18 protein-coding genes are annotated in these 23,432 nt (G+C 36.5%); 13 read left to right on the top strand and 5 right to left on the bottom strand.

Annotation, left to right across the window (positions count from 1 at the left end; all coding sequences use genetic code 11):
• Nucleotides 1-7: 7 nt before the first annotated feature.
• Complete coding sequence (locus tag AABD74_RS00625) at nt 8-538, bottom strand: DUF4199 domain-containing protein (RefSeq protein WP_232682663.1); 531 nt, start codon at nt 536-538, stop codon at nt 8-10.
• Nucleotides 539-787: 249 nt separating this feature from the next.
• Here AABD74_RS00625 and AABD74_RS00620 point away from each other — a divergent pair, with 249 nt between their 5' ends.
• From AABD74_RS00620 to AABD74_RS00595, 6 genes are all read left to right on the top strand, one after another.
• Nucleotides 788-1,042, top strand: coding sequence for a type B 50S ribosomal protein L31 (locus tag AABD74_RS00620; protein WP_011921626.1), 255 nt, complete (start codon nt 788-790; stop codon nt 1,040-1,042).
• A 533-nt stretch (nt 1,043-1,575) separates the two neighbouring features.
• A complete protein-coding gene (locus AABD74_RS00615) occupies nt 1,576-2,751 on the top strand; it encodes a GlmU family protein (RefSeq protein ID WP_406844387.1) in 1,176 nt (391 codons plus the stop codon).
• A gap of 649 nt (nt 2,752-3,400) precedes the next feature.
• Nucleotides 3,401-5,035, top strand: a complete 1,635-nt coding sequence (locus AABD74_RS00610; protein WP_232682661.1) for an ABC-F family ATP-binding cassette domain-containing protein — start codon at nt 3,401-3,403, stop codon at nt 5,033-5,035.
• 205 nt (nt 5,036-5,240) lie between these two features.
• Nucleotides 5,241-6,416 (top strand): hypothetical protein, encoded by a 1,176-nt coding sequence (locus tag AABD74_RS00605; protein ID WP_232682660.1) that lies wholly within the window; start codon nt 5,241-5,243, stop codon nt 6,414-6,416.
• Nucleotides 6,417-6,527: 111 nt separating this feature from the next.
• The gene (locus AABD74_RS00600) at nt 6,528-7,625 is read left to right on the top strand and encodes a porin (protein ID WP_406844386.1); all 1,098 of its coding nucleotides are present in this window, start codon (nt 6,528-6,530) and stop codon (nt 7,623-7,625) included.
• Between the two features lie 20 nt (nt 7,626-7,645).
• Nucleotides 7,646-9,076: an anion permease gene (locus tag AABD74_RS00595; protein ID WP_406844385.1), complete on the top strand. Its 1,431-nt coding sequence runs from the start codon at nt 7,646-7,648 to the stop codon at nt 9,074-9,076.
• Here AABD74_RS00595 and AABD74_RS00590 read toward each other — a convergent pair.
• A complete protein-coding gene (locus AABD74_RS00590) occupies nt 9,073-9,384 on the bottom strand; it encodes a GNAT family N-acetyltransferase (RefSeq protein ID WP_232682657.1) in 312 nt (103 codons plus the stop codon). The two genes, AABD74_RS00595 and AABD74_RS00590, sit on opposite strands and share 4 nt — an antisense overlap.
• Before the next feature lie 285 nt (nt 9,385-9,669).
• Between AABD74_RS00590 and AABD74_RS00585 the strand changes: the two genes are divergently transcribed.
• Nucleotides 9,670-10,329, top strand: a complete 660-nt coding sequence (locus tag AABD74_RS00585) for an alpha/beta hydrolase family protein (RefSeq protein ID WP_406844384.1) — start codon at nt 9,670-9,672, stop codon at nt 10,327-10,329.
• A 138-nt stretch (nt 10,330-10,467) separates the two neighbouring features.
• Here the strand turns inward: AABD74_RS00585 and AABD74_RS00580 are convergent, their stop codons facing one another.
• A complete protein-coding gene (locus AABD74_RS00580) occupies nt 10,468-10,929 on the bottom strand; it encodes a hypothetical protein (RefSeq protein WP_406844383.1) in 462 nt (153 codons plus the stop codon).
• A 99-nt stretch (nt 10,930-11,028) separates the two neighbouring features.
• Here AABD74_RS00580 and AABD74_RS00575 point away from each other — a divergent pair, with 99 nt between their 5' ends.
• The 4 genes from AABD74_RS00575 to AABD74_RS00560 all read left to right on the top strand — a co-directional run bounded on the left by AABD74_RS00575 (nt 11,029) and on the right by AABD74_RS00560 (nt 16,472).
• A complete protein-coding gene (locus AABD74_RS00575) occupies nt 11,029-11,235 on the top strand; it encodes a hypothetical protein (protein ID WP_232682654.1) in 207 nt (68 codons plus the stop codon).
• A 64-nt stretch (nt 11,236-11,299) separates the two neighbouring features.
• Nucleotides 11,300-11,515 carry a hypothetical protein gene (locus AABD74_RS00570; RefSeq protein ID WP_232682653.1) on the top strand — a complete coding sequence of 72 codons (216 nt, stop codon included), beginning with the start codon at nt 11,300-11,302 and terminating at the stop codon, nt 11,513-11,515.
• A 301-nt stretch (nt 11,516-11,816) separates the two neighbouring features.
• A complete protein-coding gene (locus AABD74_RS00565; RefSeq protein WP_406844382.1) occupies nt 11,817-14,954 on the top strand; it encodes a hypothetical protein in 3,138 nt (1,045 codons plus the stop codon).
• Between the two features lie 213 nt (nt 14,955-15,167).
• A complete protein-coding gene (locus tag AABD74_RS00560; RefSeq protein ID WP_406844381.1) occupies nt 15,168-16,472 on the top strand; it encodes a peroxiredoxin family protein in 1,305 nt (434 codons plus the stop codon).
• Between the two features lie 1,889 nt (nt 16,473-18,361).
• Here AABD74_RS00560 and AABD74_RS00555 read toward each other — a convergent pair.
• Nucleotides 18,362-18,877 (bottom strand): DUF2892 domain-containing protein, encoded by a 516-nt coding sequence (locus AABD74_RS00555; protein WP_232682650.1) that lies wholly within the window; start codon nt 18,875-18,877, stop codon nt 18,362-18,364.
• A 168-nt stretch (nt 18,878-19,045) separates the two neighbouring features.
• Here AABD74_RS00555 and rpmH point away from each other — a divergent pair, with 168 nt between their 5' ends.
• Both rpmH and carB read left to right on the top strand, forming a co-directional pair.
• Nucleotides 19,046-19,207, top strand: coding sequence for a 50S ribosomal protein L34 (rpmH, locus tag AABD74_RS00550; RefSeq protein ID WP_008464848.1), 162 nt, complete (start codon nt 19,046-19,048; stop codon nt 19,205-19,207).
• Between the two features lie 145 nt (nt 19,208-19,352).
• Nucleotides 19,353-22,208 carry a carbamoyl-phosphate synthase large subunit gene (gene carB, locus AABD74_RS00545; protein ID WP_232682649.1) on the top strand — a complete coding sequence of 952 codons (2,856 nt, stop codon included), beginning with the start codon at nt 19,353-19,355 and terminating at the stop codon, nt 22,206-22,208.
• 63 nt (nt 22,209-22,271) lie between these two features.
• Here the strand turns inward: carB and yiaA are convergent, their stop codons facing one another.
• Nucleotides 22,272-22,670: an inner membrane protein YiaA gene (gene yiaA / locus AABD74_RS00540; protein ID WP_232682648.1), complete on the bottom strand. Its 399-nt coding sequence runs from the start codon at nt 22,668-22,670 to the stop codon at nt 22,272-22,274.
• Nucleotides 22,671-23,432 lie beyond the last annotated feature (762 nt).

The raw sequence follows: 23,432 nt of genomic DNA, 5'->3' as shown, positions 1-23,432 counted from the left end.
ATAAATTTTATTCTTGTGTAGATTTGCTTTTAAAAAACGCAGCGAAAATTAATCCGAAAATTGAACTTATTACAATAGCAAAAGCAGATCCTTTTAGCAATTCGATTGTCGAATAAGGATTGCTTACTTTCATTTTGGCAATTGCTTCGTTAATAGACGAAGCCGGAGCGCCAAATTTCTGCATCATGTTTACGGTATATTTTATCATTATTTCGCTCAAAGTATCTTTTGCGCCCGGATCAATAACGTTAAATAGAATGATATTAAAAGAAGTAGAAATCAAAATACCAATTACAGCTGCTATAAAATAAGTGGTAAAAGCTTCCTTAAAAGTAAAAACACCATTTAAGGCTTTCTTGGTTTTAGAAAGTAGAATGATGCTGATAGTAACATTTATAGCTAAACCTATTAATCCCATCCACCAAGCTGTAAATAAGTTTAAATCAATAGCATATATAGTCGCAGTAAACAAAGCAGATGTAATTCCAATCATTACACCATAGGTAATACCATTTCTTTTTATAACTTCATTAATCATATTTCTATATGTTTTAAAATTAATCCACAAATATAGCAATTCCCAATATAATCAAGGAGAAAAAAAGCTTTTTGAATTTAACTAAAAAAAAGTACGCTAAGTATTTGTTTATTAAAAAAGAATTGTAAATTTGCACACTCAAAATTAATTAAAATTTTAAACAAAAAAGAGCATCGTTTGTTTATACCTTTTTCTAACCATGAAAAAGCTTCAAAATAAAAATGTTCTGAACAATAAATAAAAAGAAAGATGAAAAAAGGAATTCACCCAGAAAATTACAGATTAGTTGCATTTAAAGACATGTCAAATGATGACGTTTTTATCACTAAATCTACTGCAGATACAAAAGAAACAATTGAAGTTGACGGAGTTGAGTATCCAGTTGTAAAAATGGAGATTTCTAGAACATCTCACCCTTTTTATACTGGTAAATCTAAACTTATCGATACTGCAGGACGTATTGATAAATTCAAAACTAAATATGCAAAACACGCTAAAAAATAATAGCGGTTTAAAATTATATAAAAGCCTTCCAATTTGGAGGGCTTTTTTTATGCTGTATTTTTAATAGCAACAGATTCACGAATTTTCTTTTTGTAAATTATTAATAAATAAAAAACCTGATTTTTTAAAATATTGCCTGTGGTTTAAACAACAGGGACGAAGGATAAGGATTGTGGAATATATTGCGTCCCGGCGGTTGAAACCGCTGGCTATGTTTTTCATATTGAATTGAGAAGATTTGGCTAAAGCCTTCACAATTTAACTAAGCTGTCAACATATAAAGATGTTGGTTATTGATTATTTCCACAACATTATTTTTTTTCAATTGCCTTCAGATTTATCTGAAGGTTATAAAATCAAACCTAAAATAGGCTTTAGCCAAATAATCGCAATCTAAATGAAATAAAATTTAAGAGGATATAAAAAATCATGAATTTGCGGTTATGAGAAAAAACATATATTAATGAAACACATAAATATTTGTAACTTTGGCCTCGGTAACCAAACAAATTTTAACACATTAAATTAATTTTATGAATTACATTCTTTTTGACGGTCCCGTCCGGAATGCTCTATTACCTTTTACGTTTACCAGACCCGTGGCTGATATTTTAATCGGAATTATGACGATTCGCCAAAAATGGGAAACTCGTTTAGGTTCGACTATAACAACTATTACTGAGGATTACCTTTCTGCTAAATTTCCAATGGTAGAAATGGAAGAAAACGTAATGATAAATGCTGCGTATTTGCCAAATGATGCGCTTGCAGAATTAGTTTCTGACTTAAAAGCCAATCAGGCAATTTTTAAAGGAGAAGATGTAATTGCTTTTTTCACAACAGAAAACCAGGAAGAAGTTGATTTTGATACCTATGAAATTATTCAATATAATGGTGAATGTTTGACAATAGAGCATACTTGGGATATTTTCTCAAAAAATGACGCTGCTATTCGTACTGACTTTGCTTACCTGACCGAAGACAGAAAATCACAGCCAATTCCTAAAAGTGTAAACACAATTGCGCCGGAAAATATTTTTATTGAAGAAGGGGCAAAATTAGAATTTGTAACCCTAAATGCATCAAACGGTCCTATATATATAGGTAAGAATACCGAGATCATGGAAGGAACCGTAATTCGCGGTCCTTTTGCGTTGTGCGAAAATGCACAGGTAAAACTAAATGCAAAAGTTTACGGAGCAACGACAGTTGGCCCGGGATCAAGAATAGGGGGAGAGGTTAAAAATTCTGTTCTGTTTGCTAATTCAAACAAAGGTCATGACGGGTTTCTTGGAGATTCAGTTTTAGGCGAATGGTGTAATATTGGGGCTGACAGTAATAACTCAAACCTGAAAAATAACTACGAAGAAGTAAAATTGTGGAGTTATGAAACAGAAGGTTTTGCTAAAACAGGACTTCAGTTTTGCGGCTTAATGATGGGTGACCACAGTAAATGCGGAATCAATACGATGTTTAATACAGGAACTGTAGTAGGCGTAAGTGCTAATATTTTCGGATCTGGCTTTCCCAGAAACTTTGTTCCGAGTTTTTCCTGGGGCGGCGCTGCAGGTTTTACTACGTATATAACCAAAAAAGCTTTTGAAACGGCAAAGCTGGTAATGGGAAGACGTAATGTTGATTTTGATGAAATCGAGGCTTCAATATTAGAACATGTTTTTGAAGAAACTAAAAAATGGAGAAAAGATTAATTAGATAATTAGTCAATTTGATAATGAGATAATTTCAACCCGACAGGTTTTAAAAAAAACCTGCCGGGTTTTATTTTACATATTAACCAAACAAAAGCGAGTCCAACAATATGAAGAGCCAAAGGCTCTCATTTAAGTTCCGAAGGAACGAATTATGTTGTAGAGCTGGACTTCAGTCCAGTTAAGAGCAGAAATATAGAATTTGACGAAACATAGATAATTTCAGTTCGGCAGGTTTTTAAAACCTGTTGTTTTTTTTATTTTACATATTAAACTGGACTGAAGTCCAGCTCTACAACATAATTCGTTCCTTCGGAACTTAAAAGAGAGCCTTTGGCTATCTTTATTGTTGGGCCGGATTTTAATCCGGTTGAAAAATTAGAACGAAACATTTTTTTGTTTTGCCACAGATTAAAAAGATTAAAAAAGATTTTTTCTCAAAAGTCTATTCTTGAAAAAATAATCAGTGAAAATCCTTTAATCTGTGGCAAAAAAGAAAATTTTCTAATAGCCGCATTCTCAAAATTATCTAATTAATAAATTGCCACATTTTCTAATTGCCTAATTATCTAATTAATCTATCTTTGCAGCACGAAAAAAACAGGTAGTCAATAAACGATTAACCGATAAAACAAATTCACAGAAGATAATGATTACAGTTAACGATATTTCGGTTCAGTTTGGCGGGACTACACTTTTTAGCGATGTTTCTTTTGCTATCAATGAAAACGATAAAATTGCCCTTATGGGTAAAAATGGTGCGGGAAAATCGACACTTTTAAAAATTATAGCAGGCCAGAGCAAACCTTCTACCGGAAGTATTTCTACGCCAAAAGATGCCGTTGTAGCTTATCTGCCTCAGCATTTATTGACAAAAGACGGTTCGACTGTAATGGAAGAAGCATCTAAAGCCTTTGGTGAGATTTTTAAAATGAAAGCCGAAATTGACGAAATCAACGAGCAGTTAACCGTTCGTACCGATTACGAAAGTGACGAATACATGAAACTGATCGAAAGAGTTTCAGACTTAAGCGAGAAATATTATGCTATTGAAGAAGTAAATTACGAAGCCGAAGTTGAGAAAATTTTAGCTGGTTTAGGTTTCGAACGTGAAGATTTCACAAGACAAACTTCTGAATTTTCCGGAGGATGGAGAATGCGTATCGAACTGGCAAAAATCCTATTGCAAAAACCAGACTTGATTTTACTGGATGAGCCAACCAACCACATGGATATTGAAAGTATCCAATGGTTAGAAGAGTTTTTGGTAAATTCAGCAAAAGCGGTTGTGGTAATTTCGCACGACAGAGCGTTTGTAGATAATATTACAAACCGTACGATCGAAGTAACAATGGGAAGAATTTACGATTATAAAGCAAAATATTCTCATTACTTAGAACTAAGAAAAGACCGTCGTATTCACCAGCAGAAAGCATACGATGAACAGCAGAAAATGATTGCTGATAACAGAGCCTTTATCGATCGTTTTAAAGGAACGTTCTCAAAAACAGATGCCGTTCAGTCTCGTGTAAAAATGCTTGAAAAATTAGAGATTGTTCAGGTAGATGAAGTCGATACATCGGCATTACGTTTAAAATTTCCGCCGGCAGCACGTTCTGGACAATACCCGGTTATTGTAAAAGAAATGGCAAAATCATACGGTGGCCATGTGGTTTTTAAAGATGCCAATATCGTAATTGAGCGCGGTCAGAAAGTAGCTTTTGTTGGAAAAAACGGAGAAGGAAAATCGACCATGATCAAAGCCATTATGAAAGAAATTGGCGTTGATTCAGGAAGTGTTGAAATTGGGCATAACGCACAAATTGGATATTTTGCACAAAACCAGGCCTCATTATTAGATGAAAACGCAACCATTTTTGAAACAATCGATGCCATTGCAGTTGGAGATATCCGTACACAGATAAAAAATATTTTAGGGGCATTTATGTTTCAGGGCGATGATATTACCAAAAAAGTAAAAGTACTTTCAGGAGGAGAAAAAACTCGTTTGGCAATGATTAAACTACTGTTAGAACCAGTTAACCTGTTAATTCTCGATGAGCCTTCGAATCACTTAGATATGAAAACCAAAGACATTATTAAAGATGCTTTACGCGATTTCGACGGAACCCTAATCTTGGTTTCGCACGACCGTGATTTCCTTGACGGATTGGCAACTAAAGTATTTGAATTTGGAAACAAACGAGTAAAAGAACATTTTGAAGATGTTGCAGGTTTCCTTGCTCACAAAAAAATGGATTCTATGCGAGAAATAGAAAAATAAATAATTGAAAGATATCATTTTAAAAGCACAAGAAATTTTACTCTTGTGCTTTTTTGTTTTATAGGTAAATAGAGAAAAGGGTTTGAGGAATTTTAGTAATTTATAGTATAAAACAGAAAGTGTATAAAGTTTTACAGCATTGTTAAACTTTGTAAGTTTTTTTATACCTTAGTGATATTATTTCCAAATTAACTAATTTATTAACATGAAGAAAAGAGCCTTATTTCTAGTTGTTATAGCGGCTGGTTTATTTAGTATTCCTTTATTTTCTCAAACAGATAATGAACCGGTTGCTTTAGGTCTTCCGGGAGATAATCTTAATCTGTATGCCGTATTGGATATTTTCCAAAAATCTAAAACCTTAGAAGATTTTGAAAAAACATTAAATGATCCGGATAGTAAGATTAATAATTTAGATTTAAATAATGACGGGCAGACCGATTATATTGAAATAGAGAGTCATAAAGAAGGAAATACCCATGTAATTGTGCTTCAGACTGCTGTAAATAATACAGAGACACAAGATATTGCGGTTATAGAAGTAGATAAAGATAAAAAGAATAATGTGCATATCCAGATTATTGGAGATAAAGATTTATATGGTAAAAATTATATTGTAGAACCTTCAGATACTGTTTCAGGAACACCAAATCCTGGTTATAAAGGAGATGCTGCTGTAATTGTAAATAATAATACAACCAATAATTACAATACGACAAGTTATGTAAGCGCCGGCGTGAGTACATGGCCGGTAGTGGTGTTTTTGTTTTCTCCTGTATACGTAGTCTACAGGTCTCCTTGGTATTGGGGATATTATCCTCCGTACTGGCACCCTTGGCGTCCGGTTTATTACCATGACTATTGGGGGTATCACGGACATTATTATAATGACCGTTATTATAGAAGAACAACTGTTATAAGAAATCCCAGATATTATAATACTTATGCAAGCAGAAGAAATACATCAGTAGTCGTTAGGGATAACCGGGTTAACGGGCGTTATAATACTACCTACAATGGCAGAGATTATAAAAGACCGGCACCGGTTACATCACCAAGACCAGCCAGACCAGGAAACACAACGAAACCGGGAGTACGCCCTGCGAATCCCTCTACCAGACCCGGAGGTACAACCAGGCCCGTAACTCGTCCTGCAGATCCATCGACCAGGCCAGGTACAACAAAACCCGCTGTAAGGCCGGCACAACCTGTAACACGTCCGGTTACTCCAGCTAATCCGTCCACACGACCTGCTGTAAAACCGGCACAGCCAGCAGCAAGACCGGCAGCCCCGGCCAATCCGTCTACACGACAGGCGGCACCTAGACAAACACAATCGGCAGCGCCTAGACCTGCTAATGGTAATTCTGGAAGAAGATAGAAAGGCTAAAGATTTAAAATTGCTGTTAGTAACTTAATTTTTATTTCAGAGTTTATGATTAAATCTTTACACATAAAAATTGTTTTTATCTTTTTTATCTTTTCGCTTTTTATGAATGCACAAACTGCTAATACAGAACCGCCGCAGGCAGATTCTGAAAGTAGTATTAAGTATCCCCAGTTTCAATTTAAAGGGCTTTTTCAGGCAAGATACCTGGAAAGTTTTGGCGATAATGTAGACGTTATGGGGCTTCACCATTCTACGGGCGACGTAACCCAGAGTTCCTTCGATATTAAAAGAATGCGTGTGGGGCTAAACACAAAGTTAAGCGAAGCTGCAGAAGTTGTAATCTTAGTAAACCTTGCCGATTTTAAATCAGACACAAAAGGTAAAGTGCTCGAAAATGCCTACGCAAAATACACCTTCAATAAATACATTGCCGTTTTAGGAGGACAGTTTCGGCCGGCTTTTGGTATTGAGGAATTAGTTCCGGTTGATATTATAAAATCATTTGATTTCTCGAATCAATATTATGAATTTGGAAAAAATGGCTGGACAAGCTTTCAAATTGGAGCTTCTGCAACCGGAAATTTTGATCTGGGCAAAATCCCTGTAAATTATTCTGTTTCGGTTTTAAACGGGAACGGTAAAAATCAGGAAAAAGACAACGATAACGGGAAACAATATTCATCAAGATTGGTTTTTGAATTATCAAAAAAGCATAAAATTAATCTGGGCTTAAACGGCGGTATCGGTAAATATGCCAAAGAAAAAGTGTATGCTTTGGGAGCTGATATTACCAGTGATTTTAGGCTTACAGATCGTTTTACATTTGATTTGCAGATAGAATACAAACAAGGAACAAACCACAATTTATACTTTTCTCTGCCGGTTGATTCCAGAACAGATGATGTTGCTGATTATCAAATGCGCGGAATTTATTTCCTGCCCAATTTGAGATATCAAATCGATTATAAAAAATTAACCTCTTTAGAAGTTTCCTGTCGTTATGAAAGATTTGACCCTAGTTATAAAATCGATTCAAACTTAAGGCAGACTTATACCCCTATGATAAGTCTTGAATTTGGAAAAAACTACACAGGCCGTATAGAAATGGGGTTTGAGATAGACCGTTTTGATCGAAATATTCCAGATACAACAACCTATAATGACAATTTATTTATTATTCAGTTTCAGTGCAGGCTGTAGTTTAATTTAACTCCAAAACAATGAAAGAAGTAAAAATTCCTCAAATCCTGATTACGCTTGCAGTTGGAATTGTAATTTGGTTTATACCTGCGCCAGACGGCGTTGCGGCCGAAGCCTGGCATTTGTTTGCAATATTTGTCGCAACAATTTTAGGAATTATTCTAAAAGCCGCCCCAATGGGAACCATGTGTATGATTGCCATTGCCTTAACCGCTTTTACTCAGGTTTTAGCACCTGGCGATCCCGGAAAATCAATTACATTGGCATTAAAAGGATTTGGGGACAAAGTAATCTGGCTTATTGGAATTTCATTTTTTATAGCCCGCGGATTTATAAAAACTGGTTTAGGAAACAGAATTGCCTTTCTGTTCATTCGAATATTCGGAAAAAGTTCCCTTGGGTTAGCTTACGGTTTAGGTCTTGCCGATTTGGTTTTGGCACCAGCCGTACCAAGTAATACCGCTCGTGGCGGAGGAATTATTTATCCCATTATGAAATCAATGTCGATGAGTTTTGGTTCAATGCCGGAGCAGCCCGAAACACATCAAAAACTAGGTTCGTATTTAACATTAAACTGTTATAATATGAATTTAATAGCATCCTCAATGTTTCTTACCGGAACAGCGAGCAACCCAATGTGCCAGAAGTTTGCCCTTAATCTCGGAATAAAAATAACATGGATGTCGTGGGCAGCGGCGGCAATTGTACCGGGATTATGTGCCTTTTTTGTTATTCCGTTTGTGCTGTACAAAATTTATCCTCCGGAACTTAAAAAGACAGGAGATGCTCCGCAGATAGCTTCGCAAAAATTAAAAGAAATGGGGCCAGTCACGAGAAACGAATGGATGATGCTGCTAACTTTTTTTATTTTATTATTTCTCTGGATGACCGGCGATTTGTTTTCTATTGATGCCACCACAACCGCCTTTATTGGTTTAGTGATTTTACTGCTCACTTCTGTTTTAACCTGGGATGATGTAAAAGCCGAAAAAGGGGCGTGGGATACCATTGTATGGTTTTCGGTATTAGTAATGATGGCAAGTTCCCTAAACGAATTAGGCTTCATTGGCTGGTTTAGTAATGTTATAAAAGCCGAAATTGGCGGACTAAGCTGGCAGATGGCTTTTCCTATCATTATATTGGTATACTTTTTCAGCCACTATCTTTTTGCAAGTGCAACTGCGCATGTAGCAGCAATGTATGCGGCACTTTTAGGTGTTGGGGTTTCGCTGGGAATTCCGGGATTGCTTCTCGCTTTTATGCTTGGTTTTGTGGGATCAATTTATGGAACATTAACACATTACGGACATGGTCCGGCTCCCGTTTTCTTTGGGAGCGGATATGTCGATTTAAAAAGCTGGTGGGTCAAAGGTTTAATAACCGGACTTGTAATGCTTTTTATTTATATGGTAATTGGCGGATTATGGCTTTGGGTAATTGGCGATTTTTAAATCCTGATTCCCGGAGGCAGTAAATCTTTGTATTTTGGGTTTTTTTTGAAAAAAGCAGCAATTTTTGGGTGAATTGGTACAACCCTAAAATTTTTCTCGGTGCTTAATTCCATAATGTTTTTAAGCAGAGTGTCGATTACTGGCTGGTTTTCAAAGTTTTCGGGAGTGTTGATTTTAGTTAAAAAAATCTTTTTTTCCTGAAAAGAATATTCAACGCTTAATAATCCTTCAGGGACCACGGTTTCAAATTGTCTTGCAAAAGTATTGTCTTTGATTTCCATAGTTTCGGTAGGTTCCATATTTGTCATGTTTTGGGGTAGGTTAAAAAATAGTAGAAAAAGAACGAAAAATATAGTCAGCTAAAATCTTTTAAAAAGATATTTAGCTGTGAATGATTTGGAACGCAAAGGTAATCATTTGATTTTCAATATAAAATTATTTTTTTAAGATCGGGTTCATTGCAAAATTGATCTTTTTGCAGTTCATTTTTTTTTAATATGCAATTATGGTGTGCGATTTGCTGTAGATATTATTAAAAAAAGTAAATTTAGCTTGAAATTAAGAGCTGTAAGTTGTAATTCTATTTCAAACAAATGAATAAAATACCCGTATATTTTATGCCTGGTCTGGCGGCTGGCCCTACTATATTTGAAAGAATCAAATTAGATGAATCTGTTTTTGAAACCTGTTTATTAGAATGGGAAATTCCGCATCCAAAAGAAGCATTATCAGATTATGCACTTCGAATTTCGAAAAACATCAAACATGAAAACCCTGTGTTAATTGGCGTTTCTTTTGGAGGAATTTTAGTGCAGGAAATTGCAAGGCATATTCAGGTCAGAAAAGTAATCATTATTTCGAGTGTAAGGAGTAATGCCGAATTTCCGAGAAGAATGAAAATAGGGAAGAAGACAAAAGCCTACAAGTTGATTCCCATGAAGCTGATTTTGAATATCGAAAGTCTGGCAAAATACTCTTTTGGAGAAAAAATCAATAAACGAATTAAATTATACGAGAAGTTTTTGGCCGTGCGAGATCTTAATTATCTGCAATGGGCTGTAGAATCTGTTATTTTGTGGGATAGAAATAAAGTCGACGAAAATGTAATTCATATACACGGCGATCAGGACGAAGTTTTTCCTATAAAATACATCAACAGCTGTATAGTAGTAAAAGGCGGAACCCATATTATGATTCTTAATAAATATAAATGGTTCAATGAGAACCTGCCTTCGATTATATTAGAGGAGTGAGTAAATAAATTGATAATTAATAATTATTTTGTCACCCTGAGCGAAGTCGAAGGGCGCAAAGTAACTCCAAAATATAAAACTTCAGGCCTGACGGGTTTTTAAAACCTGTCAGGTCTCTTTGCGTCAAAAACTATGTGGTTAGATAATCTTTGCAAAAGTTTTAAACTTTGGCAAAGATTCACACATGCACCGTCTTCGTTCCTCGCAAAGGCATATCTTGTAAATAAAAGGCAGCCACACTACAAACCCTTCTTTTTTTTTAAGCTCCTTATTAAGCCACTCAATTTTTTCATCTTTAAGATTGATAATTTCAAGTCTTGCTTCGGCTAATTCTTTGTAGTTAATATTGACTTCGGGGCTGTCGCTTCTCTTTAGCATAGATCCCTCACCGGTTAAAAGCCAGTTCGCATCTATATCTTTATATCTTGCTAATAAATTAGATATAGGGACCATTCCTGCATTTGTTCTTTTTTTACAAATTTCTGTAACAAGCGAAGTGCTAATATTAAGTTCTGCAGCAAAACTTTTAATATTTGAAACAACTTTTGCTTCTTTCAGATATTCATAAGTTATTAGAAATCTTAAAGTTACATCGTTCATTGCGAGAAAATTACAGATTTTTGTGTTTTGTAGGGTTTTTTATACAGTTTTTTGTATATATTTGCATATTATTTAGCATTCAAAGATAAACTTTTTGTTATGACAATCGAACAAATTAAGGAAAAAACGCTGTATGGTGATTACACTTTGCTTGGTCAGGTAATGGGTATTAATGCACCTGCAGCGAAAATGAGATTCTTTAGAGGTGATGAAATTGCGAAAAATGCTTTGCTTAAAATAATTGCAAATCGCGAGGCATTAATCAAAGAATTTCAAAAGAAAATAAAAACAGGCAGTATAGATTAACTTCCAGGAAGTATTGCAGCCAGAGTAAAATTAAGATCATTAACAAATGAAAATAAATAAGACAATGGATAAAAGGAAGACAAAAGCTTATAGCTCCTATGATGCAAATATTTTAGAAGCTTTGTTTGTAAAGTACGGTCTGTCAAAATATTACATACGTCAATGTGTAAATGGAACTGTGCACGGAATAACACCGGACAGTATAAAAAGAGACTATGAAACAATGGAAAAAGCACACAAAGATGTTATTATGAACCTTATTCAAACAACACTTAAATAATCAGGTCAATATACCAGAAACAAAAAGTTGTTGCATTCTTTTATCAGTCTTAAAGCCCCAAGTTTTATAAGCAGATTTTATAATATCCCTCGTTTATATTAATAAACAGGCAGGCCATTCATCTTTATAAGCCGTATTGATAAGATTCAATAGTTCCTGTTTTTTTACCCAATAATACCATAAATACCACAAAATATATACGAATATCCCAAAAGGATATCGATCAGGTATGCCTTCTGCTCTGTTATTCCATATAACGGTTAGGGGTCTGCCGCTTTAAATAATTAAAACAATTTAAAAAATGAAGAAAAATCTATTTTGTATGTGGCTTCTCCTTCTGGCCATATTATTTTCGGTAAACACGCAGGCCCAGATGACCGTGGGGGGCAAAAAAGAACCCGAGGCTTTCTCAGTTCTGGAACTGCTTAACAAAGGCGGGCTTCGACTGCCGCAAATGACAACCGCACAGCGTAACGCTTTTGCAGTAAAAAACAATGATAAAGGAAACGGACTTACTATTTATAATATCGACACCAAGTGTGTGGAATATTGGAACGCTGTACGCTGGGTAAGTTTATGCGAAGGAACATCGCAGACAACCATAAGCCCACAGCCATGTGTAAATATTGCTGCAGATGGCTCAGGCTGTGACCAGACATTTAATGTTACAGATCCTGACTGCCCTAACGGTCCATTTACGATTGCTATTGTGGCAGGTTCAGAGTATGCATCATTAACTGATGTTGACAATGGTAGCGGAAGTTTTAAAATAAACTTTCTTCCAAATGAAACGGTAAACATTCATACAGTACTAGTACGTGTTACCAGTACCTGTACCAGTTTATATAAAGAGTTTTTATTCTCTCAAAACGGGGTAAACTGCAGTTCTATGGCCTATACTGCGCCATCAGTAACAGCATCCGGAACAACTTTATGTACAGGAGGTTCAGTGTATTTGTCTGTTCCTGCCAATACTGCTAATCTTGATAAATTAATCTGGACCCGTAACGGTATTGAAGTAGCCCGAGGGGTTAATTATTATATTGCTACACTGGCAGGAAAATATAATGTTTCTATGGGGGCTGTAGGATGTAATACAAATGCTGCAAATGAAAAAATCATCACTGCATCCGGTACTGTGGCACCTTCAAATATTACAATATTAGCCTCAAATAATGGTGTATTATGTGGTACAAATTCAGTTACACTTTCTGCATCCGGAACCGGCACTATAGCCTGGTTTCACAATGGGGTTGAAGACAAATCAAAAACAGGTAAATCTATAGATATAACCGGCGACAGCAGTGTTGGCGATTGGTTTGCTGCGGTAAAAGACGTAAACTGCTATTCTAAACAATCGAACATTCTTACTATAACAAAAAGTGAGGGCTCAGGACAAATTACCGTTCCGGATGCAGATGTATTGGTAAATGGAAAGCCCTTGAGCAGTTTTGTGTCATTTTGTGCAGATAGTAGCTTAGATTTAAGTATTGCTAATCCAAATCCTGCTGTTGCTTATGCATGGTATAATGGTACTGAGCTTATCACTGATAATCCCTTTTTAATACCAGGTTCTCAAACCAAGCTTTCGCTTCGCATGGTTGCCAGTGACAACAGCGGGGCAAAATGTTCTGCTGAATCACATGTATTAGAAAAAGATATTGTATCAGGTAATACTCCGGCACAGCCTAATATTACAGGTAATACAATACTTTGTAATGGAAGTACAGATTTGACTGTAGTGCCGGTTGTTGATGGCAGTTATACATATGCATGGTACAAAGATGGTGTAAAAATAAATAAAACTACTGCTGTTATTACAGTTAGTGAAGGTGGTGCATATAGTGCATCTGTCACAAATGCCGGAGGTTGTACGAGTGTTCTGGCATTAAAAACGGTATCATCAACTGTTTCAAATATACCGGTAGTTACATGGGTATCTAATCCTGCAACGGCAACTTTTGGAGAGACAATCACTTTACAGGCTTCTGGTACATTCACTCCAACAAAATATACCTGGACAGCTGATAATGATGGGGTCGTTATAGGTGAGGGAGCAAGTGTAGCGATACAGCTCCCAGCTTCAGGAATTGATGGGGTAAAAATGAAAATTACAGTAATTGCTGAAAATGATTGTGGTAAATCAGTTGCTTTAGAGCATACTATTACCATAAACAATGCTTGCCCGACATTAGTGGTTACAGAACAGACTAGTGTTACCCAAAGTATTTTACTTGGAGCAACAGCAGCTTTAACCGTTTCGGTATCAGGTGGTGTTGGCACTACTTATCAATGGTACTCCAATACAACAGCAAGTAATGCTGGTGGTACGGCTATCAGTGGTAATGCTACTTCGGCTACTTATTCCTATAAGCCAACCGCAACAGGTAAATATTATTTTTATTGTATTGCAAAGAATAGCTGTTCTAGTACAACTGTAACTTCGAAATTTTTTACTATCAATGTAACCAGTATTGATACTTTGCCATCAGGAGGATTGCTTCTTTCGGGTAAACAGTGTTTTGATGTTGCAGAAACAGATGGATCATCAACTGATTGCGGGCCTCTTGCATCAAGAACGGCAAACAAATCAGATTTTAATCAGTCAGCAACCTATACGCAAACCTATTATCTAAATGTTCCTTCTTCATTAGGTAGTATTGCTGTAAGTAACATTCGTTTTACTTATGTAGAAACGGTTAGCGGCCAGATTGTTGAAAGTATATCAGGTGATTACTCAGGAACTGTTTATGAGGGAGCGAAGGTTCCTTGTACCGTGACATTTAAGAAGGACTTAAGTAGTGCCTCTGGTATTACCGGTAAAGCCAAGGGAAGAACAGCTGCTAATGCGCTTACTTTTAAATTATACGCCATTTATACTATAAGCGGTAATGACTATAAAACAATAATGCCAATACAAGTAAGAGATTGCGTATGTTGTGGGGCAATGGTAAGCGAGACAGAATGGAGAATGTTTTCATGTTTTAATTTAGGTGTTACAGCAGCCGTACAACAAACTGCAAACCCATTAGTAGCAATACCAACTACAAAAGGGTTAACTTATACATTTAATGCAGGTTCAACAAATTGGTATCAAAATGGATATAAAACAGCAACAGATCCTTGTCCGGCAAATTATCGTGTACCCACTTTGGGTGAATTGCAAGGAATGGTAAAATATAATGTAAGGAGTCTTACGGGTACTCAAAGTGTAGGAAATGGAGGAGTGATGGTGGGGTCATCTTTAATGCTGCCTTATGTTTCAACTACGTCAAATAACCCTATTAGATATCTAGCAGGTACACCATATAATGGGTATGCTACAATGCTTCATAACAATAACGGAGGCTATACTTCTGTATTAGCAGCTGCTTCAAGTGGAGCTGTTATAATTACAGAAACGGTTCGTTGTATAGCAATACCAGCTAGCGAAAAATAATAGTTTAGAAATGCTTTGAATCTTATAGGGAAATTATGTTTTCAGGACTAATAAAAAAATTAGTGAAGTCATAGTTAATTGCTTTATGATAAAAAGCTTAAATAATTAAGATTGCCAAAAAAGACTGCAGCGCTTTTCATTTCCTGTTCATAAGCAGGAATGAGAAGCGTTTCGGGTTTTAATAAATTTTAAGGATTAAAAAATATAATAAAAATGAAAAAAATGTTATTAGGAAGTCTTGCTGTACTAGCGATGCAAGTTTCTGTACAGGCACAAACCATAAATGTAAATTTTGCTCATTTTGCAGGAAAAGAATATGTTTATCTGCTGGAGCGAGGCGATAAAAAAGACACTATTGCAAAAGGCAAACTTGATGAAACTGGTAAAACTATAATTATTATTCCGGCATCGAAAAAAGGATATGCCGGTGTTTCAAATTTTGTTCTTACAGATGGCGGCGGTATGGATTTTACCATAAACAATGAAAATTTTACTGTTTCCTGCAAGGAAGAGCAGCCCAATTTTGAGAATACAAAATATACAGGTTCGCCAGAGAATGAATTTATTAATGACTGGGTAAAAAAACAAGGTGAGTTATTAGCAAAGGCAAGAGCAATACAAGGCGGTCTTGCTGCTTATAACAAAGAGGAGACTTTTTATCTTGCTCTTGAAAAAGAAAAAGAAAATCTTAATCGAGAACTTAAGGCTTTAAAAACCAGTACAGCAGAAAGTAAATTGTATGCTGCAAAATTAACAGAAATATATGCTGTTTTAATGGGAGCCAGCGGAAGTCTGGATAGCTCAGAACTTGAAAGCGCACAAGAAATTAATGTTTTCGTAAGGGACAAACTTGATATGACTGTATTGTACAACAGCGGGCAATGGAGCAACCTTATCGAAGGCTGGATGCAACTACAGCAAAGTATTATTAAAGATGATACAGCCTGGTTTGCAGGCACCAAACAGATACTATCACGCATAAAAAGCAATGAGATATATACAGCCTTTACAGAAAAAGTTGTTATTTTATTTACCAAAGCTGGCAGGGACGGTATGGTTGCAGCTATAAGTGAATATGCCCAAAATTCTGGAAGGTTAGAAAAACCAACGCAAAGATTGCTAAATACTATTAATAGTCCGTTAATAGGTGTTGCAGCGCCCGCTTTGCAAACTGCAGCAGGTAAAAAAAAGATCAATAAAAAAACATTATTATTTTTTTATGAATCAGGCTGCGATCTTTGCGAAAATGAAATTTATCAGTTAATAGACAACTACAAAATTGTAAAAAGCAAAGGCTACGAAATTATAAGCGTCGCTGCAGACATGACAAAAGATGCCGCAGACGGCCACAATCACACCTTTCCGTGGAAAGAACAATTATGCGACTATAAAGGTTTTGCAGGCCCAAACTTCCAAACCTATGCCATAATAGGAACCCCGACTTTTTTCACCATAGACGAAAAAGGCAAAATCACAGGAAAATATGCGAGGTTAATAGATACGAATATTCTTAAATAATGGTGAATTGCTAATTGTGAGTTTTTTTTGTCATTCCGAGGAACGAGGAATCACACTAGAAACTCCGCAAAGCATATCGCCAATCCTATTCTAACCACAATCTTGTCATCCTGAGGAACGAAGGATCGCACAAGAAACTCTACAAAGAAACTCCTCAAAGAGAATCGCCAATCTTTGTCGATTAGCGTGTGCGATCCTTCGTTCCTCAGGATGACATAACAAACCCTATTATTCCAGGGACAAACGAAGCCAAACATTGTCAGCGGTTTCAACCGTCGAGAAACGTTGTGTTATCATGACAATCGGTATCCCGCGGTTGAAACCGCGGTCTATAGTCGAAATCAGATTAGAAAAACGGCATAGTTTGTCATCCTGAGCAACGAAGGATCACACAAGAAGCTCTACAAAGAAAGTCCTCAAAGAGAATCGCCAATCTTTGTCGATCAGCGTGTGTGATCCTTCGTTCCTCAGGATGACATAACAAACTCTATTATTCCAGAGAGAAACGAAGCCAAACATTGCCAGCGGTTTCAACCGTCGAGAAACGTTGTGTTATCATGACAATCGGTATCCCGAGGTTGAAACCGCGGGCTATAGTCGAAATCAGATTAGAAAAACGGCATAGTTTGTCATCCTGAGGAACGAAGGATCACACAAGAAACTCTACAAAGAAAGTCCGCAAAGAGAATCGCCAATCTTTGTCGATAAGCGTGTGTGATCCTTCGTTCTCAGGATGACATAACAAACCCTATTATTCCAGAGAGAAACGAAGCCAAACATTGCCAGCGGTTTCAACCGTCGAGAAACGTTGTGTTATCATGACAATCGGTATCCCGCGGTTGAAACCGCGGTCTATAGTCAAAATCAGATTAGAAAAACGGCATAGTTTGTCATCCTGAGGAACGAAGGATCACACAAGAAACTCTACAAAGAAAGTCCGCAAAGAGAATCGCCAATCTTTGTCGATCAGCGTGTGCGATCCTTCGTTCCTCAGGATGACATAACAAACTCTATTATTCCAGAGACAAACGAAGCCAAACATTGCCAGCGGTTTCAACCGTCGAGAAACGTTGTGTTATCATGACAATCCGTATCCCGCGGTTGAAACCGCGGGCTATAGTCGAAATCAGATTAGAAAAACGGCATAGTTTGTCATCCTGAGGAACGAAGAATCGCACAAGAAGCTCTACAAAGAAACTCCTCAAAGAGAATCGCCAATCTTTGTCGATAAGCGTGTGTGATCCTTCGTTCCTCAGGATGACATAACAAACGCTATTATTCCAGAGAGAAACGAAGCCAAACATTGCCGGCGGTTTCAACCGTCGAGAAACGTTGTGTTGTCATGACAATCGGTATCCCGCGGTTGAAACCGCGGTCTATAGTCGAAATCAGATTAGAAAAACGGCATAGTTTGTCATCCTGAGGAACGAAGGATCGCACAAGAAACTCTACAAAGAAAGTCCTCAAAGAGAATCGCTAATCTTTGTCGATAAGCGTGTGCGATCCTTCGTTCCTCAGGATGACATAACAAGCCCTATTATTCCAGAGACAAACGAAGCCAAACATTGCCAGCGGTTTCAACCGTCGAGAAACGTTGTGTTATCATGACAATCGGTATCCCGCGGTTGAAACCGCGGGCTATAGTCGAAATCAGATTAGAAAAACGGCATAGTTTGTCATCCTGAGGAACGAAGGATCGCGCAAGAAGCTCTACAAAGAAACTCCTCAAAGAGAATCGCCAATCTTTGTCAATCAGCGTGTGTGATCCTTCGTTTCTCAGGATGACAAACGGTATGTTTCTAGAATAAAAAAATCCCAAATTCATCCCGAAGCGTCGGGAGAATTTGGGATTTTATCCCGATAGTTATCGGGATAAAATTTTAGAAAAACTAGATTTTCTTCATTTGTTCTTTCATCATAGAGATTTGGTCTTTCAGCATTCCTTGTTTATCTAATTTTTTAGCTTCGGCCAATAAATTAGTAGCTTCAAGTTTTCTGCGGCGTGACATGGCAACTCCGGCAAGGTTTAATTTTGCTACGGCAAGATCCATATCCATTGATAGTCCAAGTTCGATAGCTTTTTTGAAATGTTTCTCAGCCTGAATTAAATTAGTCTGCGAAAGCATGATTCCGTGAAGGTAATTAAAGTAACCCTGTTGTTTTCTTACTAAAGCAGTTTCCGGATTTTTGATGTATGCTAACCATTTTTTAGCGCCTTCGAAGTCTTGTTTTCTCAATTTAAGAAAGGCTAAAAGGATAAATTCATTTTTAAAATAAAGAAAAACAGGAATTGCAGACAATAATATAAGGAAGATACCATTACCGGTTTCTTTATCTACAATTTGCCAAACGCCAGCTATAATAAGAAGTCCGGCCAGAATAAGTTTGATAATTTTGTTAAACATAATAGATGTATATTTGTGACTGCAAAGATAGTAAAAGGAATTAAAAATATTTTTATAAAACTACTTGCCAGAAAAAAAAGTCTTTGTATATTTGCACTCGGTTTTTGAGTAACGATATCCAAAACCAAGAAAGAGTTAATTAGATACCATTTTTAAAGATACAAAGCAATGAGCAAAAGAACATTTCAACCATCGAAAAGAAAAAGAAGAAATAAGCACGGATTTATGGACAGAATGGCTTCTGCGAATGGAAGAAAAGTTCTAGCGCGTAGAAGAGCAAAAGGAAGACATAAATTAACTGTTTCTAGCGAGCCTAGACACAAAAAATAATGTTTCTGTAAACATAAATAAGGCGTTACTTTCTTAGTATCGCCTTTTTTTATACCTTGTCGGTAAAAATTTTCTCAACATTCTAGTTTTTAGTACACTAAGAATGTTTTTTTAAATACTTATATAACTACACAATACATAAAAAATGCCTAAAGACACATCAATTAAATCAGTTTTAATAATAGGTTCGGGACCTATTGTTATTGGTCAAGCTTGCGAATTCGATTATGCAGGATCACAATCTGCACGTTCGATTCGTGAAGAAGGAATTGAAGTTATCTTGATTAACTCAAATCCAGCGACGATTATGACCGACCCAACCATGGCCGATCATGTTTATTTGAAACCATTAACAACAAAATCGATTATTGAAATTCTGAAGGAACACCCGCAAATTGATGCTGTTTTGCCAACAATGGGAGGACAGACCGCTTTGAACTTGTGTCTGGAGGCTGAAGAAAAAGGAATTTGGCAGGATTTTGGGGTAAGATTAATAGGGGTTGATGTAAACGCCATTAATATTACTGAGGACAGAGAGCAGTTTAAACAGCTTTTAGAAAGAATAAATGTGCCAACAGCGCCTGCAAAAACAGCTACTTCATACTTAGAAGGAAAAGAAATTGCACAGGAATTTGGTTTCCCGCTTGTAATACGTCCTTCGTTTACACTTGGAGGAACCGGAGCTGCAGTAGTTTACAAAAAAGAAGATTTTGATGACCTTTTAACACGCGGTCTTGAAGCGTCTCCAATTCACGAAGTTTTAATTGATAAAGCTTTAATGGGATGGAAAGAATATGAATTAGAGCTTTTAAGAGATAAAAACGACAATGTTGTTATTATCTGTTCGATCGAAAATATGGACCCAATGGGAATCCATACCGGAGATTCGATTACTGTTGCGCCGGCAATGACATTATCAGATACAACTTTCCAAAAATTACGTGATTACGCCATCTTAATGATGAGAAGCATCGGAAATTTTGCCGGAGGATGTAACGTACAATTTGCAGTTTCACCAGACGAAAAAGAAGATATCGTAGCCATCGAGATCAATCCTCGTGTATCTCGTTCATCAGCATTAGCGTCAAAAGCAACGGGTTATCCAATTGCTAAAATTGCTTCTAAACTGGCTTTGGGATACAATCTTGATGAATTACAAAACCAAATTACAAAATCGACTTCGGCTCTTTTTGAACCAACTTTAGATTATGTAATCGTAAAAATACCACGCTGGAACTTCGATAAATTTGAAGGATCAGACAGAACTTTAGGTCTTCAGATGAAATCTGTAGGTGAGGTTATGGGAATTGGCCGTTCTTTTCAGGAAGCGCTTCACAAAGCAACCCAGTCTTTAGAAATTAAAAGAAACGGTTTAGGTGCTGACGGAAAAGGATACAAAGATTATGAGCAGATTATCGAAAAGCTTACGTATGCAAGCTGGGACAGGGTTTTTGTAATTTATGACGCAATTGCAATGGGAATTCCGTTGAGCCGTATCCATGAAATTACAAGAATCGATATGTGGTTCTTAAAACAATACGAAGAACTTTATGTTTTAGAGAAAGAAATTTCAAACTATAAAGTTTCAAACCTTCCTAAAGAATTGTTACTTGAAGCCAAACAAAAAGGTTTCGCCGACAGACAATTGGCCCACATGATGAACTGTCTGGAAAGTGAAGTACATTCTTTACGTATGGAAAAAAACATCAACCGTGTATTTAAACTGGTTGATACCTGTGCTGCGGAGTTTAAGGCAAAAACACCTTATTACTACTCAACTTTTGAGGCTGAAATTGAAAAAGCAAACGGAGAGCGTTATGTAGATAACGAAAGTATCCTGACAGATAAAAAGAAAGTTATCGTTCTGGGTTCCGGGCCAAACAGAATCGGGCAGGGAATTGAGTTCGATTATTCTTGTGTACACGGAGTTTTAGCAGCAAAAGAATGCGGTTACGAAACAATTATGATTAATTGTAATCCTGAAACAGTTTCAACGGATTTTGATACTGCTGATAAATTATACTTTGAACCAGTTTTCTGGGAGCATATTTATGACATCATTCAGCACGAAAAACCAGAAGGTGTAATTGTGCAGCTTGGTGGTCAAACGGCTCTTAAATTAGCAGATAAATTATCTAAATACGGTGTAAAAATCATCGGAACTAGTTTTGATGCGCTTGACTTGGCTGAAGACAGAGGACGTTTCTCAGATTTATTGACAGAATTACATATTCCTTTCCCAAGATTTGGAATCGCAGAAACGGCAGACGAGGCTTCGACTTTAGCTGACAGTTTAGATTTTCCGCTTTTAATTCGTCCTTCTTATGTATTAGGAGGTCAGGGAATGAAAATTGTAATCAATAAAAAAGAACTTGAAGAGCATGTTATCGACTTATTGAAAACAATTCCGGGAAACAAATTATTGCTGGATCACTATTTGGCCGGAGCAATCGAAGCTGAAGCTGATGCCATTTGCGATGCTGATGGAAATGTGTACATTATAGGAATTATGGAGCATATTGAACCTTGCGGAGTTCACTCTGGAGACAGTAATGCAACACTGCCTCCTTTTAACTTAGGAGAATTCGTGATGCAGCAAATAAAAGATCATACGCATAAAATTGCGAGAGCTTTAAAAACAGTTGGTTTGATTAATATTCAGTTTGCGATAAAAGACGATACGGTTTATATTATCGAGGCAAACCCAAGAGCTTCAAGAACGGTTCCGTTTATTGCAAAAGCTTATGGAGAGCCTTATGTAAACTACGCTACAAAAGTAATGTTAGGTGAAAATAAAGTAACAGACTTTGATTTTAAACCGAAATTAAATGGTTATGCAATCAAACAGCCGGTTTTCTCTTTCAGCAAATTCCCGAACGTAAATAAAGCATTAGGGCCAGAAATGAAATCGACAGGAGAAAGCATCTTGTTTATTGATGATTTAAAAGACGATCAATTCTATGAATTGTACTCCAGAAGAAAAATGTATTTGAGTAAATAATCTCAGATTCTATTATAATCAAAAAGCTCCAATGAAAATTGGAGCTTTTTTAGTTTTAAACTTTTATTCGTTTTGACTAAAGTTCATATTGTCTCTAGTATTTTTTTGTACCGAAATAGCGCCAAATAAGGCTAATAAAAATGCAAATGCGTAGAAACCTTTTTCGCTTGGTAAAATAGTGGCATTCCATAATCCTACTACTAAAAGAACAATTGATAACAGCGTTCCAAACCAGCAGATTCCGTAGTAAATATCAGTTACGGGAAGTTTTTCCAATCGGTCCCTTACACTTTTTTGAAGTGAAACAACAGCAAAAAGCCCGAACATTAAAACGGTAAAATAATATCCTTTTTCGTTTAGGAGCATTTCTGCCCTGGCAAGTCCAACAATAAAACCAATTGTTCCGGCTCCAAGAGCTACCCATGATGCCGCGATAAAGGCATTTGATGTTTTTTGTATCATAATTAATTAGGTTTATTTATATTTAGAGATCTAAGTTTTTGGTAGTTTTAAATCTCATTTTGTAAATGTAATTAAATTCAATTAACATCAAAATAAAAATTACGAAGAATAATCTTCTTAAATGTTTGAATTAAATTAATAGGTTCCAATTTTCCGTAGAGGCGCACAGCAGTGCGTCTACGTCCAGTATCCACGTCCGTTATTTTTATTTTTGAGATATACTTTGCGCATAAGACGCACTGCTGTGCGTCTCTACAGATATGCTTTGTGTGGTTTGCAGGTTGAATGATAGAAGTAAATTCATCCCAATTTTCCGTAGAGGCGCACAGCAGTGCGTCTACGTCCAGTATCCACGTCCGTTATTTTTATTTTTGAGATATACTTTGCGCATAAGACGCACTGCTGTGCGTCTCTACAGATATGCTTTGTGTTATTTGCTGGTTGAATAATAGAAATAAATTTATCTGTGTTTTCCGTAGAGGCGCACAGCAGTGCATCTACGTCCAGTATCCACGTCCGTTATTTTTATTTTTGAGATATACTTTACGCATAAGACGCACTGCTGTGCGTCTCTACAGATATGCTTTGTGTGGTTTGCAGGTTGAATGATAGAAGTAAATTCATCCCAATTTTCCGTAGAGGCGCACAGCAGTGCGTCTACGTCCAGTATCCACATCCGTTATTTTTATTTTTGAGATATACTTTGCGCATAAGACGCACTGCTGTGCGTCTCTACGATATGCTTTGTCGAAATTCATACCG

This window comes from Flavobacterium soyae, from assembly GCF_045348165.1.
GTDB lineage: Bacteria > Bacteroidota > Bacteroidia > Flavobacteriales > Flavobacteriaceae > Flavobacterium > Flavobacterium soyae.
The sequence above is the reverse complement of the archived record's forward strand: the minus strand, read 5'-3'. Positions and strand labels throughout refer to the sequence as shown.